General features: G+C 45.2%; 9 protein-coding genes and 1 tRNA gene. All 10 read left to right on the forward strand.

The annotated features are described in order from the left end of the window. Nucleotides 1–21 precede the first annotated feature (21 nt). Complete coding sequence (locus B5D48_RS01465) at nt 22–612, forward strand: anthranilate synthase component II (RefSeq protein ID WP_023937920.1); 591 nt, start codon at nt 22–24, stop codon at nt 610–612. A gap of 29 nt (nt 613–641) precedes the next feature. Beyond that, nucleotides 642–986 carry a PAS domain-containing protein gene (locus tag B5D48_RS01470; protein WP_023937921.1) on the forward strand — a complete coding sequence of 115 codons (345 nt, stop codon included), beginning with the start codon at nt 642–644 and terminating at the stop codon, nt 984–986. Between the two features lie 487 nt (nt 987–1473). Further along, a complete protein-coding gene (locus B5D48_RS01475) occupies nt 1474–2178 on the forward strand; it encodes a porin family protein (protein WP_023937923.1) in 705 nt (234 codons plus the stop codon). A 282-nt stretch (nt 2179–2460) separates the two neighbouring features. After that, nucleotides 2461–2913, forward strand: a complete 453-nt coding sequence (locus B5D48_RS01480; RefSeq protein ID WP_023937925.1) for a YbaN family protein — start codon at nt 2461–2463, stop codon at nt 2911–2913. 506 nt (nt 2914–3419) lie between these two features. Beyond that, complete coding sequence (locus B5D48_RS01485; RefSeq protein WP_023937928.1) at nt 3420–3881, forward strand: HU family DNA-binding protein; 462 nt, start codon at nt 3420–3422, stop codon at nt 3879–3881. Nucleotides 3882–4087: 206 nt separating this feature from the next. Next, entirely contained in the window at nt 4088–4558 is a 471-nt protein-coding gene (locus tag B5D48_RS01490; protein WP_023937930.1) for an N-acetylmuramoyl-L-alanine amidase, read from the forward strand. After that, nucleotides 4555–4752: a hypothetical protein gene (locus B5D48_RS01495; RefSeq protein WP_023937931.1), complete on the forward strand. Its 198-nt coding sequence runs from the start codon at nt 4555–4557 to the stop codon at nt 4750–4752. The genes B5D48_RS01490 and B5D48_RS01495 overlap by 4 nt, the downstream gene beginning before the upstream one ends. A 312-nt stretch (nt 4753–5064) precedes the next feature. Next, a tRNA-Gln gene (locus tag B5D48_RS01500) sits at nt 5065–5135 on the forward strand. A gap of 495 nt (nt 5136–5630) precedes the next feature. After that, entirely contained in the window at nt 5631–8990 is a 3360-nt protein-coding gene (locus B5D48_RS01505) for a hypothetical protein (protein ID WP_023937935.1), read from the forward strand. Nucleotides 8991–9640: 650 nt separating this feature from the next. Further along, nucleotides 9641–14323, forward strand: a complete 4683-nt coding sequence (locus tag B5D48_RS01510; RefSeq protein WP_023937937.1) for a PKD domain-containing protein — start codon at nt 9641–9643, stop codon at nt 14321–14323. The last annotated feature ends 5 nt before the right edge of the window (nt 14324–14328 follow it).

A 14328-nucleotide genomic window follows, 5' to 3' on the forward strand; every position in this document is an offset into this window, starting at 1 on the left:
AAGTAATACCTTTGGGCTGCAATGCGAGAAGTCCTGTTTATAGACAATCACGACTCTTTTGTCTACAATATAGTGGAGCTTTGGCGACGATATGTTGAGCATTCGCTGCGAGTTTGTTCCATAGATGAAGCTGAGAGACAAGACCTGAGTGCCGTTGCCGGGGTATTGCTATCTCCGGGTCCGGGCCTGCCTTCGGAATTACCGTCTCTGATGCGCTTGATCAATAGGTGTGTTCGCTCTCCCGAGCCTGTCCCTCTTCTGGGGATATGTCTGGGGCACCAAGCTATTGCCGAGTATTGTGGAGGCCGCCTGTTACACTTGTCTTTGCCGAGCCACGGCATGGCTTCTTCGCTTGACATCCTCTGCCACCGGGCGGCTCTGCAGGGAGTGCCTGAGGGGAGTGTGGTGGGGCGTTATCACAGCTGGGTGGTAGATCATGAGCATTTGCCCAACTGCCTTGAACCTTTGGCGATGAGTAGTGAGGATGGCTCTCTCATGGCACTCCGACATAGAGACTTGCCTATGTGGGGGCTGCAGTTCCACCCCGAGAGTATTATCACTCACCGAGGTGAGCGTTATCTGAAAAACTGGGCGGATACACTGATGTACTAAGATTTATCAACCAATAAACGATTGCATACATGGATTATTTCGATAAGGCGGATCTTGCGATTACGATTTGTGACAAGGATGGTATTATTCTAGAGATGAATGAGCAGTCCAGACGTGTCAATCTAAAGCCGGGGCAAGAGCTTGTCGGTAGCAATGTGTTGGATTGCCACCCCGAGCCGGCTCGTTCGATGCTGGAGAAGATGATGCGAGAGCAGACCAAGAATGCCTACACCATAGAAAAAGGCGATGTGAAGAAGCTGATCTACCAAATCCCCTGGTATGACGAAAATGGAGCCTATGCAGGATTTGCCGAGTTGTCTATGGTGATCCCTTTCGAGATGCCTCACAAGATTCGCAAGCCCAAAAACAACTAAGAGATTTTTCTTCCCCCCCCTTCGCTCCAACTACATACACACATTGATTTTAAGAGAAATCTTGTGGAAACATTTTAATCCGTCTTATTCGCATTTTTGCATGAAACGAGACCACGATACAGCCTCCCAAAGAGGCTGTTTGGTGGCCTCTTTGACCGGACTTTGTAGAATTGTAATAATCTCAAGTTGTTGAAAATGAGGATGAATGGCCTGTGCTTTAAGTGCATGGTCGGATCTGAATGTCGATGATAACACAGAGAATGCTGTATTTATGCAATAGTCTCAAATTGTGTTTCACCGGATTATTATTCTATATTTGCCTTACGATTGTGCACTATGCATAGTGCGAAGTCGTAGGTCGTGCAGTGGGCTGAGATTGGATGCCGACAATGCCGGTGTTTGCGGTTCGAGACATCTCCTCTTTTCTTCATTATGCACGAGTAGAGATTGTAGAGTATCAATTTAATTACTAACGATAGTACAAGCGATGAAAAAGACTTTTATGCTGTTGGCAGCTGCAATGCTGACAATGTCCTTTGCGCTGAATGCGCAGACCGAACGCAAGCTCGGTTTTCGTGCTCAAGTCGGAGCTAATGGTTCCAAGATGACACAGTTCGCAGACGGAGATTTGCTGCTCGGCTTGCGTGCCGGTGTGGCTCTTGATATCCCTATTCAGGATGTGCTCTCTTTCAGACCGACTCTGCTCTTCCAAACCAAGGGCGAAGCAATCCCTGTTACTGTGGGCAAAGTAAATGTTCGCCCTATGTATGCAGAGTTGCCTCTGTTGCTCAACTTGAATATGGGTGGTACTGAGAATCTCAATTTCTATGTGAATGCCGGTCCCTACGTGGCTTATGCTTTTGCGGGTAAAGCCAAGGGCAGAAGCGGAGCTGTCTATTTCGATGGCAAAAAGGGTAATGAGGTAGATTTGGATCTTTTTGAGGAGATGAATGGTGTAGATAAGGATGGCGAAGAACGGTCCGATTTGACTCCAATGAATAGACTCGACGCCGGTATCAACGTGAACTTCGGTATGGACTTTGCCAAACATTGTTTCCTCGAAGTAGGAGCAGAGTATGGCTTCCTCAATACAACTAACCATGTAGAAATCCCCTATTGGGCGAAACATCGGCCCGAATACCGTGCCAGCCACAATGCCACTGTGCACTTCTCTGTCGGTGTACGTTTCTGAGAGTTTAGAATTAATTAATCGGAGATTGTTCTCCCCAGACTGAGGTTTTTCTTCGGGGAGACTTCTCTTGGAGAGATAATAATAATGAAGGAGGGTGCGTCATATCGGATTTATGGCGCACCCTCTTTGGGTTTGTCGGGATGTATCCGTCGTGTATCTCGATGAAGACTCCATCACACTTGTGATAGTGGTCTCAATAATGGCGTGATGGATAGCGCATTATGCGATAGTCCCCTTTGAGTATATTATTATATAGAGCTGTCTTATATTTTCTTCTTCTCAGTGCTTGTCCGCTCTCTTTTGGTTGTAGCCGGCTGTCTATCTGTTTTGCTCGGTTTGCTTGGTTTATTCTTGCCTGTTTTGCCTACAACCCCTTTTATGCTTTTGGCAGCCTATTGTTTCTGTCGCAGTTCGCGCCGCTTGTATGTCTGGTTAATGTGCCATCCTCACTTTGGTTTCAAACTCTATTCGTTTAGGATTGGGCATTCGATCACTCGTAGGGCCAAGTGGCGTATATGGGTGGTGTTGTGGGCTTCCCTCTCCCTCTCTATTTATTTGGTGCCTTTGCTGTGGGTGCGCTTGTTGCTAGTCCTTGTCGGGCTGGGTGTCACGGCTCATATTGCTCGTCTGGGGACTTTGCAGCTTGCCGATCAGCAAAGACAGAGAGAAGATTACCGATGCTATGTGCAGAAACTGCAACGATCTTCGGCACAATCGGCACATAGACGGATTTGATCGTGATTTTGGCAGAAATGAAGTTTCTCTCATGAAGCCATTGTGCGACCTCTTCCTATTCTTATGCAGGCATACACTGAGAGTGGAACCTCTTGTTTGGCTATTGTATCCGACTCGAAAAGATATTTCCTGCCTTTAGCTCCTCCTTTACGACACTATCTACCTACGCTGCTGTAGCTTCCATGTATATCTTTGCAGTGTCGGAGCAAGACAGAGACTTCTCACAAGAAAGGCCATTATGCCGGCTATGGATGGTCTCAAATGTGGCCGGATTTTTACCGGATTCTTCACCTATATCTATTAAGTATATGTCCCGGGAGGGTGTGAGAGTCCTTTTCAGTAGGGGGTTGTCTGTATTTGTTGTCCCCGATTTCTACCTGCTAAGAGACTGTTGTGGGAGCCACATTATGCAACAGTATCGAGTCAAATGAAAGTCGAGGAGAAGGGTAGGCCTCGAATGTTTTATTTCTTTATTCAATAACACTTTAATCAAGGAGGATTTTATTATGCCTTTGAAGTTTAGACTTGTGACACGAGATGTATTGGTGAAGGGGCAAAAAGAAAAGAGACAAATTGCCCAAACGGTTTACAGTGGTAGCTCTGATCTCGATCGTTTGAGCCGGCTCATCGGACAGATTTCTGCGCTTAGCGAAGGGGATGTGAAGTCTGTGCTGGATACGATGTCCAGACTCGTTGCTCGTGATTTGATCGATGGACGCCTTGTTTCACTTGGTGATTTGGGACGATTGCGCCTGACCGTGAGGGCGCAGGCTCCCAAAGCCGATGGAGAGTTTCTTACTCGTATGATCCGGAAACCGGGCATTGTTTTCAGTCCTGGTCAGCTGATTCGCTCGGAGTTGCGTGATGTCAAGTTTATGCGAGTGGATACTCCGACGAAACCCGCAGCTCCCAACGGGGGCTCTGCTCCTTCCGAGCCGGGAGATAATGGAGGAGGTCTGGGAGCCTGACGTAGGGCTTGAAGATCATACGTAGTTTTTTTGCTTGATTGAAAGAGAGGCTTCTGTGTCAGGATATTCTTTCTCCTCGTCCGGGAGTCTCTTTTCTGTCAAAAAAAGAGAGCTTTTCTCTGATGAATTATGGAGTAAGGCCTTCTTCGCAGATTAAGTCTTTTTTTGAATACACTACATATTATTTATGAGATGAGTTGTTTATTATGAGCAAACGAAATTTTAGTCTGTCGGAAGTGGAGTATATTGTTATCCACTGTTCGGCTACCAGAGAGAATAGATCTTATTCGGTAGAGGATTTGTTGAGAGATCATGTTGGCCGAGGCTTTGTTGGGATCGGTTATCACTACTATGTGACTCGTGATGGGCATATCCATTTGACTCGTCCGTTAGACAAAATGGGAGCACATGTCTTGGGCTACAATCATTGCAGTATCGGCATTTGCTATGAGGGAGGCTTGGACGAGCATGGGAAGCCGGCCGACACTCGCACCCCGGAGCAGAGAGTTTCCCTGCTGCGATTGATACGGATTGTGCGGCAATACTGTCCTTTGGCGATAGTGCTGGGGCACAGAGATTTGACTGTGGATCGCAATGGAGATGGACGGATTGGTCCGGACGAATGGATGAAGAACTGTCCTTGCTTCGATGCTCGTCAGGCTTATAGTCGTATATGAAACGTTTATCTCCTTCCTCTCAGTTGATTTTGGCCTCTTGTCTTGCAGTGGGAGGGTTGCTGCTTCTCTTTTGGGGAATGCTTCTGCCTCCTTGTGGAGCCATAGATGGGAGTGTATTGCTGGCTTATGGAGAGCTGAGCACTTTTGTGGCTGCTCTTTTGGGGATTGATTATCACTACCGAAGTAAGTCTTGATCTGTTTTTTAGACCTGTCTTATCCGGAGGGCTTTCCTCTACAAGTGTACGAATAGAGAGATCGTTGCACAGACTCTTGTGCCACAATCTTAATAGAAGAATTTTTTTTTGTTGCTTGTATGAGGGGAGGCTCTCCGTATTGGCGGAATGAGTTTTGAAATTTTGTTTTCACAGAAGTGCAAGTTTCTATGCCCTTAGTCTTGTCTGTTTGGCAAAAAGCTATACCTTTGCCGGAGTAAACGGAGATCTTGCATTTGTTTTGGGCTTTTGCTTGTCTTTGTTGTCGGTGGGCGAAGACCCATTGTCTTTTTTTGTCCTGTGGTGTAATGGTAACACGTCAGATTCTGGCTCTGTAATTGAGGGTTCGAATCCTTCCAGGACAACTGTTTGAGAGGCTGTCTTGGCTTTTTGCCGAGATGGTCTCTTGCTTTTTTTATTGAAACTATTCAGAAGAGGGCTTTTTCCTGAAAAGCTTGGAGTCGTGGGGAGACTAAGGCATTGCTGGCAGGCTTTTTGAGGCAGATAAATGGCCAGAGGGAAATCCTTTCTCTTTATTTTCTATGCTTTTCTCTTTGTAACTCTGTTATTTGCGTTGTCACTATTTTCTTCCTATTTGTTTGTTTCGGGGAAAAATCGTAAGTTTGCTCTGCATATCTTTATATGCCGGCATATTGTCTTTGTAACCCTTGAGTGGGTGTCGGGGTGCGTAGTCTTCGAGAGATGCTTAGGAGGGGGCTGTGGCTTCCCGGCTTGACCCAAGGGGTCGTGTGGGGGTTGTTTGGGTATTCCCTCTTTTGAAGAGTGCTGGTGGTAGGGGTTTGCATTAGTGAAATATTTGAGATAAAAAACCAATACGTTAATTAATCAACAAAAACGAAATGAAGAAAAGTTTTCTTTCGGTACTGGGTGCGGCTGCACTTATGACCGGTTTGTTGGTCTCAGCTCCCAGCTGTAGCAAAGATTACGATGGAGATATCAACGACCTGAAACAACGGGTTGATGAGAACTCCAAAGCAATCACCTCTCTGCAGGGTGCCGTTAATGAGATCATGAAGAGCGGTAAGATCGTTTCCTCTATTAAGGCTGAGGGCATGAAGCTCGTCATTACCTTTATGGACGGAAGCACTATGGATGTGACATTGACTCAGAAACCCAGTACCTTGGAAATTAAGGACGGTTATTTCTGGATTGATGGAAATAAGACCGATATCAAGGCTCCTGCTGATGGCAAGGATGGCAAGGATGGCTTGCCCGGTTCTAGACCAGCCATTATCAAGGGTAAGGGTACCTACAATAAGGAAACCAAAATGGGTAGTGAAGACACCGAGGTTGATTACTGGTGGATGATCTCTTATACCAGAGGTACCGGTGAAGCTTTGGAAGAGACCTATACTTGTCTGGATGTGAAAGCTCGTGGCGACAAGGGTGATAAAGGTGACAAGGGCGATAAAGGCGACAAGGGTGATAAAGGCGACAAGGGTGATAAAGGTGACAAGGGCGATAAAGGCGACCAAGGTACCTATGGCAGCTCTGTTGTTCTGATTAAAGGTAAGGGAGCTTACAATGAGGCTGCCAATATGGGCTCTGAGGATACAGAGCACACCTATTGGTGGACTATTATTTATGGAGATGCCGAAGGTAAGGTAATCAAAGAACGCAAGTGTACAGATGTGCGTGCCGATTATGTTACTGTAGAGGTTGGCGAAAATGGCAACTGGTGGATCGATGGTAAGGATTCCGGTAAGCCTGCTACTCCTGGTAAGGTGATGATTGAAGAAAATGAAGCTGGGTTCGTGGTTATTACAATCACTCAACCCGGTGGGGCTCCCAGCCACACCTTCGTGTTGCCCATGGAGTCTTCCGATCTGAAGGGTGTATTCTTTCGCTCTGACTTCAACTACCGTGGATATCAAGCGATGAACTTCGGTTATCAGCTTATTAAGCCAATCAATGTTGGTGGAACTCCTTCTATTGCCGACAATGGTGAGAACTTTGTTGATGAGGGTAAATACATCCGTCAGACACAAGATGAGTATGAACTGATCTACGATCTCAACCCGACAGGCTTCAATGCAGCGAAGTATATCAAGGAAGCTGCCAATCTGTCTTTCGAAGTGAAGGCAAATAAAGAGGTGATTCATACTCGTGCTCTCGTGGATGCAACTGAGAGAATGCTTGAGGTTAAGGGTGTAGACTTCTCTAAAGAAGGACAACTCAAGATTACTGTAAATGGCATTGCTCCCGAAGCTCTCGGAGGGTCTGTCGATGCTGACACGGACTTGGAGCTTACCACTTTGGCTCGCCTGAAGGTGACGACAACCAATGCTGAAAAGTTTGGTAACAAGCAAGTACTCTCAGATTGGGCTACTGTCTACAATGACATTACTGAATGCCAGTTTGCCATTGGCTTGAATAAGGGGGCAGCTGCTGGGGTTCAAGCATTGCCTTTCATTTTCCAAGATAATGAGGTTCTTGATTTGAGTGTAGATTACAAGGGAGAGTTGAATCTTGCCGAACTTCTTTCTCTTCGCATGAAAGAAAAACCTGAGTCTGAATCTGGTTATACAGAATGGAAAGATGCTTCGGAATTCATGGCTAAGCATGGCCTGAAGTTTGAGTATTACTTGATGAGCCAAGGTGACAATAATATGCGTCTCATCAAGATTGATGGAGAGAATGCTGCTCGTTATGATGTGATGTCTGTCAGTGCAGAGGGTGTTGTAACTCCGGGTACTGATAAGGTGCGCCCCAACTTGGCCGTTAATTGCTCTCAGGCTATTCAGGTGCGTGCTGTGGATGACAATGGCGTGATTGTTGCTCTTGGATTTGTTCGCATCGGTGTTACTGCAGAAGAGAAAGTGGCATGCATTGAAGAGACATGGAAAGAGCAGTACAGCTTTGTATTGAACGGACATCACGATGACTCATTCACTATCTCAGCCGAATCTCTGAAGAAAGGTTTGTTGGAAGCCCTTGCTGGTACCTATGGAAGTAATAAGTACAATTATGGCATTGTAGAGGCTATTTTGGCTGCTAACTACGATTTGTCTGCTGAGTTTGTTCAAGGAGATCCTGAAAACTTTGTTATCGAAGAGGGAGAGGATAATCAAGCTAATCCTGTTGTGAGAGTGACGAAGAAAGGTTGTCTCACAGAGGGTGCTAAGACATTCAAGATCGTTTATAAACATAGCCCGGAGACGGTAGATGTTGATGCCTTGCCGACAGATGCTGGCTGGTTCCCCATTGTGCCTGAGTGTGTTTCTTTCGAAGTGACTGTAAATGTGGTGAAGCCCGAGGCTGCTATAAATGCAGGAATCGCTGAAGCTTTGAACCAGAAGGTTGTTACCTATTGGACAAACACCAACCCCTTGACCGGCGAGGTGCATGCAACAGACGATATCCAGATCGCTACCGTGCAAGAGGAGCCTGGAGTAGGAGCTGTTGGTAAAGCCCGTGTAACACAGGGCTTCAAGACCAACTTTATCCTGGCTCTCATGAAGAAATTGCAAGACAAAGGCTTTGAGGCTAATATCGACTTCAAGATCGATATGGATAAAGTGATGCCTTCTGGCAAGAAGTTCGGGGAGCTGTATCCTGGAGCTACTGTCCTTAATACTCCCGGAGGAGCAGACTTCTTTGTAAGCATTCCCGATGTTATCACCGATGAGGGTGTCACAATCCCGATGCAGCTCATCGCCAGAGAAAAGGACTGCCAAAATGAGTTCTTGTTAATGGCGTTTGATGTGGTGATGCGTGCTCCGGCTAAGCTGCAAGATGCTCAGACTTCTTTCTCTCCTGCTTTGAATGCAGCTGAAAATGTGAATGCGGTAATCAACTTCGATGTGCTTGATGTTGAGAATAACAATGCTCCTATCTATGAGAATGGAGAGATTGTAAACGGGGATAGAGCGAAGTATCTCTTTGGAAGGAAGGCCGGATTTGCTTACCTCGAAGCAAATGTTGACATTGCATTTGCTCCAGATGCAACAATGTCTGAAGACCTGATAGCTGCAGCTCAGGATATGATTACCAAGGGGCTTATCAGTTATGAGCTCACTGCTTCCTCGGGCGTAGGAGTTTTAGCCAAGCCTGCTAAGCTGACTGTAACTTACAAGCCTGGAACAACTCCAGTGAACTTGATTAAGCCGGTAACTTTTGTTGCTACAGTTAAGGTGAAGTATGGCAAGCTGTTCCAGACCCAAGCTACATTCAAATATGTATTTGAGCCTCGTAAGTAATCCATAAGGATTTCGTAAGACGAATAAAACTTCTTTTTGGGCTGTCCGCTTTGTCGGGCAGCCCCTTTTTTTGAACTGTCCTTTCTTTTTTTTGAGAGGTTGGCTGAATACGCAGGGCGGAGGCGATGAGTTGTCTGTATTTTTGTTTTGGAGACGATTGTATAACTCAGTGGTTGCTGTTAGTCATTACCATCATTTACATTCGAATTTGTTTATGTAGTCGAGGTATATTCATTCTGTTAGTCGTCTTGTCTCATGATTATTGCATTTTGAAAGTCCAAAAAATCAGCTGAAATGCTCCTTAGGAGCTCCGTCCAATATTCTCTTTCGGAAAAAACTCCTAATCTCCCATTATCTTTTTCTGCACATTCTTCCCTCTTTCGAGTCTCTTGGTTTTTACTTTACTTTTCCCTCCTAATGGGTAAAGTAGAGATTTTCAAGGTGCCTATGTGCCACAAATCCAATGAGGTAAATTGTTTTTTTGTTGATCTCTTAGGCTTTTTCTATTTGTTTTTTTATTTGGTATAATCTACCTTTGCCTTGCAATATAGAATGAAAAATGCCTCTGTTAACTTTTTAGAGGGGGAAGATGCCGATTGGCATTAGCGTGTACCATTAGAAAAAACGATAGAGAAGAAAATAATACTCACATGAAGAATTTACTCGTCAAATGTAACAGAGCGGAACGACTCCTATGGGGGGCTTTGTCTCTGTTCTTAATTCTGCTTGCTTCACCTCGGCTTGTTGCGCAGCAAGCAAGTGATTTGAAAATCACGACTACCGTTAAGGATTCCAAGTGTGGAGGGTCTGACGGAGAGGTGAAGATAGAAGTAGCCTTTAAGCCGGGCCATGGAGCTGGCCACACGATCAGAGAGACTTTGTATCAGCTTCGGAACTCCAATGGGAATCCTATGGCTCCATCTGCAGACTATGTTGTAGGCGATACGTTCCTTGTCCCGGTGGATACCTATACTCCGCAAGCAAGAGTGTCGTTTGAAAATGGGACCTCTGTTGATATTTCGGGGAGTGCAGTTCAGGTGAAGACAACCTATGTAGAGATGACAAGTGTTATCTCTGTTGAGAGGAAATCTCTTAATCACTATAAGCCCAATGGGCAGCAGAAGCCTACTGGGATTTTATCTCTGTACGTAAAGGATGGTACTCCTCCCTACACTGCCAAGATGTTGAAGAAGCCCGCTACATGGACTGGCCCTACGGAGTTTTCTCTTGAAGCAAATCAGAGAAAGTTTATTTATGAGGTTCCAGTTGGAGAGTACGAGATACAGATATCTGATGGATGCAAGAGCGGGCAAGCTGTTACAGTAAATATGGAGTATGTAAGATCCGACCTCCCCAAGGGTGGAGAGAGTGACTTCCCATATGGCCCTCCGTATCTTAATTTCGAGATGAAAAAGTCTAATTGTGGTTGGGTTGTCTACTACCACAATAAGAAGGCTTTCCTAAAATATGAGGAAGAAACAAGAGATATTTATCCTTATATCAATGATCAGGATACTCTGGCGAAGTATTATGATTATGCTTTCCAGACTATTCAGGAGTTTAAAAATGGTACTCCGCGTACATATTATGCGGCAGGTACCTACAAATATTTTTCTGATCAAGGAGTGGGAAATCATGGAGATTCTTTCCTGAACTTGTACTATCGGGTTTCCACAGCGGAAAATTATCAAACCATGTGGTTGAAAGACCAATATTGGCCCCTGGTTTTTCTTAGAGTCAAAGGATCTTCCCAAGAAATGAGTGAGGGGCATCATCCTTACAAGAAAGGGGCTCCCTTCCCCAATTTGATCGAACATTATCCCGAAAAGCTCGATGCTAACGACCCTTGTAACGACAAATATTATCTGAGGATACGCCCTAATAAAGAGACTACTGCTTTGATGTGTTATCCGTTGAAAGTTGTTGTGAGAAAGAAAGGGTCTCCGGATATTTTGGAGACGTACGCTGATTTGACACATGTCCATCATCCTACCAATGAAGGGGGGGCGTATCAGCGGCTTAAAACGGTGTTCGATCCGACTCAACATTACGAGCTCACGATCACAGATGCGGGACCTAAGGGTGGCTCCAAGCAGATCCTCGATATACCTCCTAAAGAGAACGTGTCTTATCAGTTTAGAGGAGGAGGAAACCTGCCCGTACAGGTGGACTGGTGCAAGGGGAAAAATCTGGTGGACTTAGCCATTCGTCGTATCCCTGTGCCCGTGCCGATGCGCAAGCACAAAATTACGTTTGTGAAAGCTCCTGCTGGTTTCTCACCTCTTCCTGGGGCTATGCGTGTAGGAGAAACCTATACTATGCCAGATGACTACATTTGGGAGGTAGTACGTGTCTTATCTCCCAAGGGAGAGGGTATGAAAGATTTAGTCTTTTATGATATTCCTGAGGGAGACTATGAGTTTAAGGTCGAAATTTGCGATAAGATATACAATCTCAAGGTAAGTACAGGCAATCTGGGTCGTAATAAATATTCGGAAGACCCACGAGCATTTACTCCTCGTTTGACAAAAGAGGAGTGTGGTTATGCTCGTTTTTATCCTTTTGCCGGAGAGGGTGGTCGGAAATTCCTCCTCAAGAATGATGTTGGAATAGAGTCCAATCTGTACATATCCCAATTGCCGGAAGGAATAAAGGCTACGGACATCAGAACTAATCTTACCGGTAGGGCTTTGGGAATCTGGAAAACTTACACAACCATAACAGCAGAAGAGAATCCAAAACCGGAGGATATTTATTTGGATATCCCTGCTACCAACGATAAGATGGAGGTACGTTTGGTTTATGTCCCCAATGGAAAAGATGCAGTATTGGAGTGTCTCCCTCCTCACACTATAGATCTCGCTAATGCGGCTCTCTCTTATGACAGAGAGAAGTACATCGGTTATATCTGTTCTACCAAAAAATCTGGTCTTATTCGTGTCAACCCAATTAATTATATAGGGGATGTTACTGTGCAGCTCTTCGATCGAAACGAATCTTCCCTTACGGATGACAAGAAACTCGGTGAAGTGAAGCTGAGCTTGAGTGAGTTGAATGCAGGCAATGGAGCTGTGTTTAAACTGAAAGAGGGAGGCCCTATCCCAATCGATCCCGAAGGCTACAAGATGAAAATAATGGATGATGCCTGCAAGAATACTTCTGAAGAGCGTCTTATTGTGTATTCTCTTCCCCTTCCCACTGTGATTAAAACAGAAGGAGATCGGCGTAAGTATTGCGAAGGAGAGACGATTGATATATCTATTGTAGCTCTTAATACAGAAGGGGATGATGCATACAAGTGGACCTTGCCTGATGGAAATACTCTTAAAGGACGAAGGATCCGTTTGGAAAATGTCAAATCAAATCTTTCGGGTACTTTCAAGGTGGAGGTTTCGGGGATTGTTTGTGATGACGTGGCTACGGTAGAAACGATCACGTTCCCGATTTCTGTGGCACCTCGCCTTCTTTGGTGGCGCAAAGATGCTATTAATGCAGACTGGCATAATGTTAAGAATTGGGCAGACAAAAATGGCAATCCGGTGAATGCCGTGCCCGCAGAGTGTACCACCGTGCATATCCCAGCTACGGTGGACAAAGCTTTCCCTGATTTGGGTGGCAAGACCGATCGCACAACGTATGGACAGCCAGAGTGTGAAGACCTCTATCTTCACTATGGCTCTCAACTGGGTAACCCACACTTCCTCTCCTATCAAAAGGCTTATGTTGATTACAATTTCGGTAAGATCAATGATACGTCACATGCTGTTGAAGCTCATCGAGAACCTCATTTCGAAGAAGCTGACAGCAAGCTAATGGATCGAGATCGGTGGTATATGATCGCTGCTCCTCTCAAAGAGATTTTCTCTGGAGATTTTGGTTTGGCTGGCTATCCCAAGACGCACCAGCGTTATTTGAAGGTAGTGTCCACCGGGACTGCTCCCACTGATGCCTCTTTCAAAAAGCCGATTAATAGTTTAGTTGAGCTGTTGTCCGATCACAATGGGGCAATGGCACTCAAGGTAGGTAAATATCAGGCCGATGTTGTTGGTTATAATGATCATAAGTATCTAAATCAATTAAACGGTATTATTCGTATCCCCTTCTTTGAAGATTTTTCCACTGCTTATCCGTTACATTTGTATGATCCTCTTCATAAGATTAGTACATTCGGCTATTTCAATGAGAATACCCTTCAGCCGGTAAATCGGACAGACCAGCGCGTGCGTTCCGACGAGGTCGCCTATCGCTTCACTTTCGAAGAGAATAACAAGCGTATCGGTACAGTAGATATTTCCGGAGTAGTGGAAGAGGGGTACGCTTTGATGCTCAAGGAAGGTTTGGCTCAAAACGAATGGTTTATGGTTGGTAATCCTTTTATGACTCCAATCAACTTCGACAAGCTCTATGAAATCAATAAGGATCGTATCCATCCCTATTACTATATTTTCGATGGTGGAACTAAATCTTGGAAGCATTATTCCAAGAATCATACTGCAACTTCTGAACTGAAATCTTCGATTGCTCCTTTGCAATCTGTTGTATTGCATAAGAAGTCTACAGAAGCCAAGCTTCTCTTCCCGGTGGGTAAGAATTCAGTGTTGCTTGATTCTTGGAATGAGGGGGCCGATTTAGTTGAGTTGCGTTCGACCTCAGGTAAGTCTGAAGTACTTCCTCTATCTGTCCGTGTAAGTAATGTGCGAAGAGAAGGGACAATTTCCTATTTGAGTTGGGAGGAGAATGGCTCTGTTCCTGCCTTGAGCAATAGTGAATACAGCTTTGTGCCGACTGTCTTCTTTGTAGACCCCGAAACAGGAGCTTCCAATGTCGTAGAAAGCCCAACGAAAGCCTATGGAGCATTTGCTCTTGGGGTAGAGGCAACATTGGGAGGAGAAATGGAATTGTCGTTTGATCAGCTTGATCGCTCTGTATACGAGCAACTCACGTTGATAGACAAGATGGAGGGTAAAGAGCAAGACTTATTGTCCAATTCTCTTTATCGCTTTGTACATCAGCCTAGTGATCATCCTGCTGACCGCTTTATCCTCAAAGTAAAACGCTTTGGAATAGAGAATGAGCCAACACAGCTTGACAACTTTATTGCTCCTAACTTGTTTATCTCTCGCCGAGGAGATCATCTTCATGTCAGTAGTACCGTGGGTCTGCGCTCTGCTGTGATCTTCGATATGCAAGGTCGCCGTTGTGGAGAATGGCAATTTACCGGCTCTACCAATGCCTATATCGACATTGACAGTAATATGCAAGGAGTTGTGATGATTGATCTTCGTTTGCAGGACGGTAGTCGTCGAATTTGCAAGTTTGATACAGCCAAATAAAAAGG

Origin of the sequence: Porphyromonas crevioricanis (assembly GCF_900167225.1) — a bacterium.
Classification (GTDB): Bacteria; Bacteroidota; Bacteroidia; order Bacteroidales; family Porphyromonadaceae; genus Porphyromonas; species Porphyromonas crevioricanis.

Coding starts and splice junctions, on each gene's coding strand:
- B5D48_RS01465 (WP_023937920.1), top strand. CDS start 22: ATGCGAGAAGTCCTGTTTATAGACAATCACGACTCTTTTGTCTACAAT.
- B5D48_RS01470 (WP_023937921.1), top strand. CDS start 642: ATGGATTATTTCGATAAGGCGGATCTTGCGATTACGATTTGTGACAAG.
- B5D48_RS01475 (WP_023937923.1), top strand. CDS start 1,474: ATGAAAAAGACTTTTATGCTGTTGGCAGCTGCAATGCTGACAATGTCC.
- B5D48_RS01485 (WP_023937928.1), top strand. CDS start 3,420: ATGCCTTTGAAGTTTAGACTTGTGACACGAGATGTATTGGTGAAGGGG.
- B5D48_RS01490 (WP_023937930.1), top strand. CDS start 4,088: ATGAGCAAACGAAATTTTAGTCTGTCGGAAGTGGAGTATATTGTTATC.
- B5D48_RS01495 (WP_023937931.1), top strand. CDS start 4,555: ATGAAACGTTTATCTCCTTCCTCTCAGTTGATTTTGGCCTCTTGTCTT.
- B5D48_RS01505 (WP_023937935.1), top strand. CDS start 5,631: ATGAAGAAAAGTTTTCTTTCGGTACTGGGTGCGGCTGCACTTATGACC.
- B5D48_RS01510 (WP_023937937.1), top strand. CDS start 9,641: ATGAAGAATTTACTCGTCAAATGTAACAGAGCGGAACGACTCCTATGG.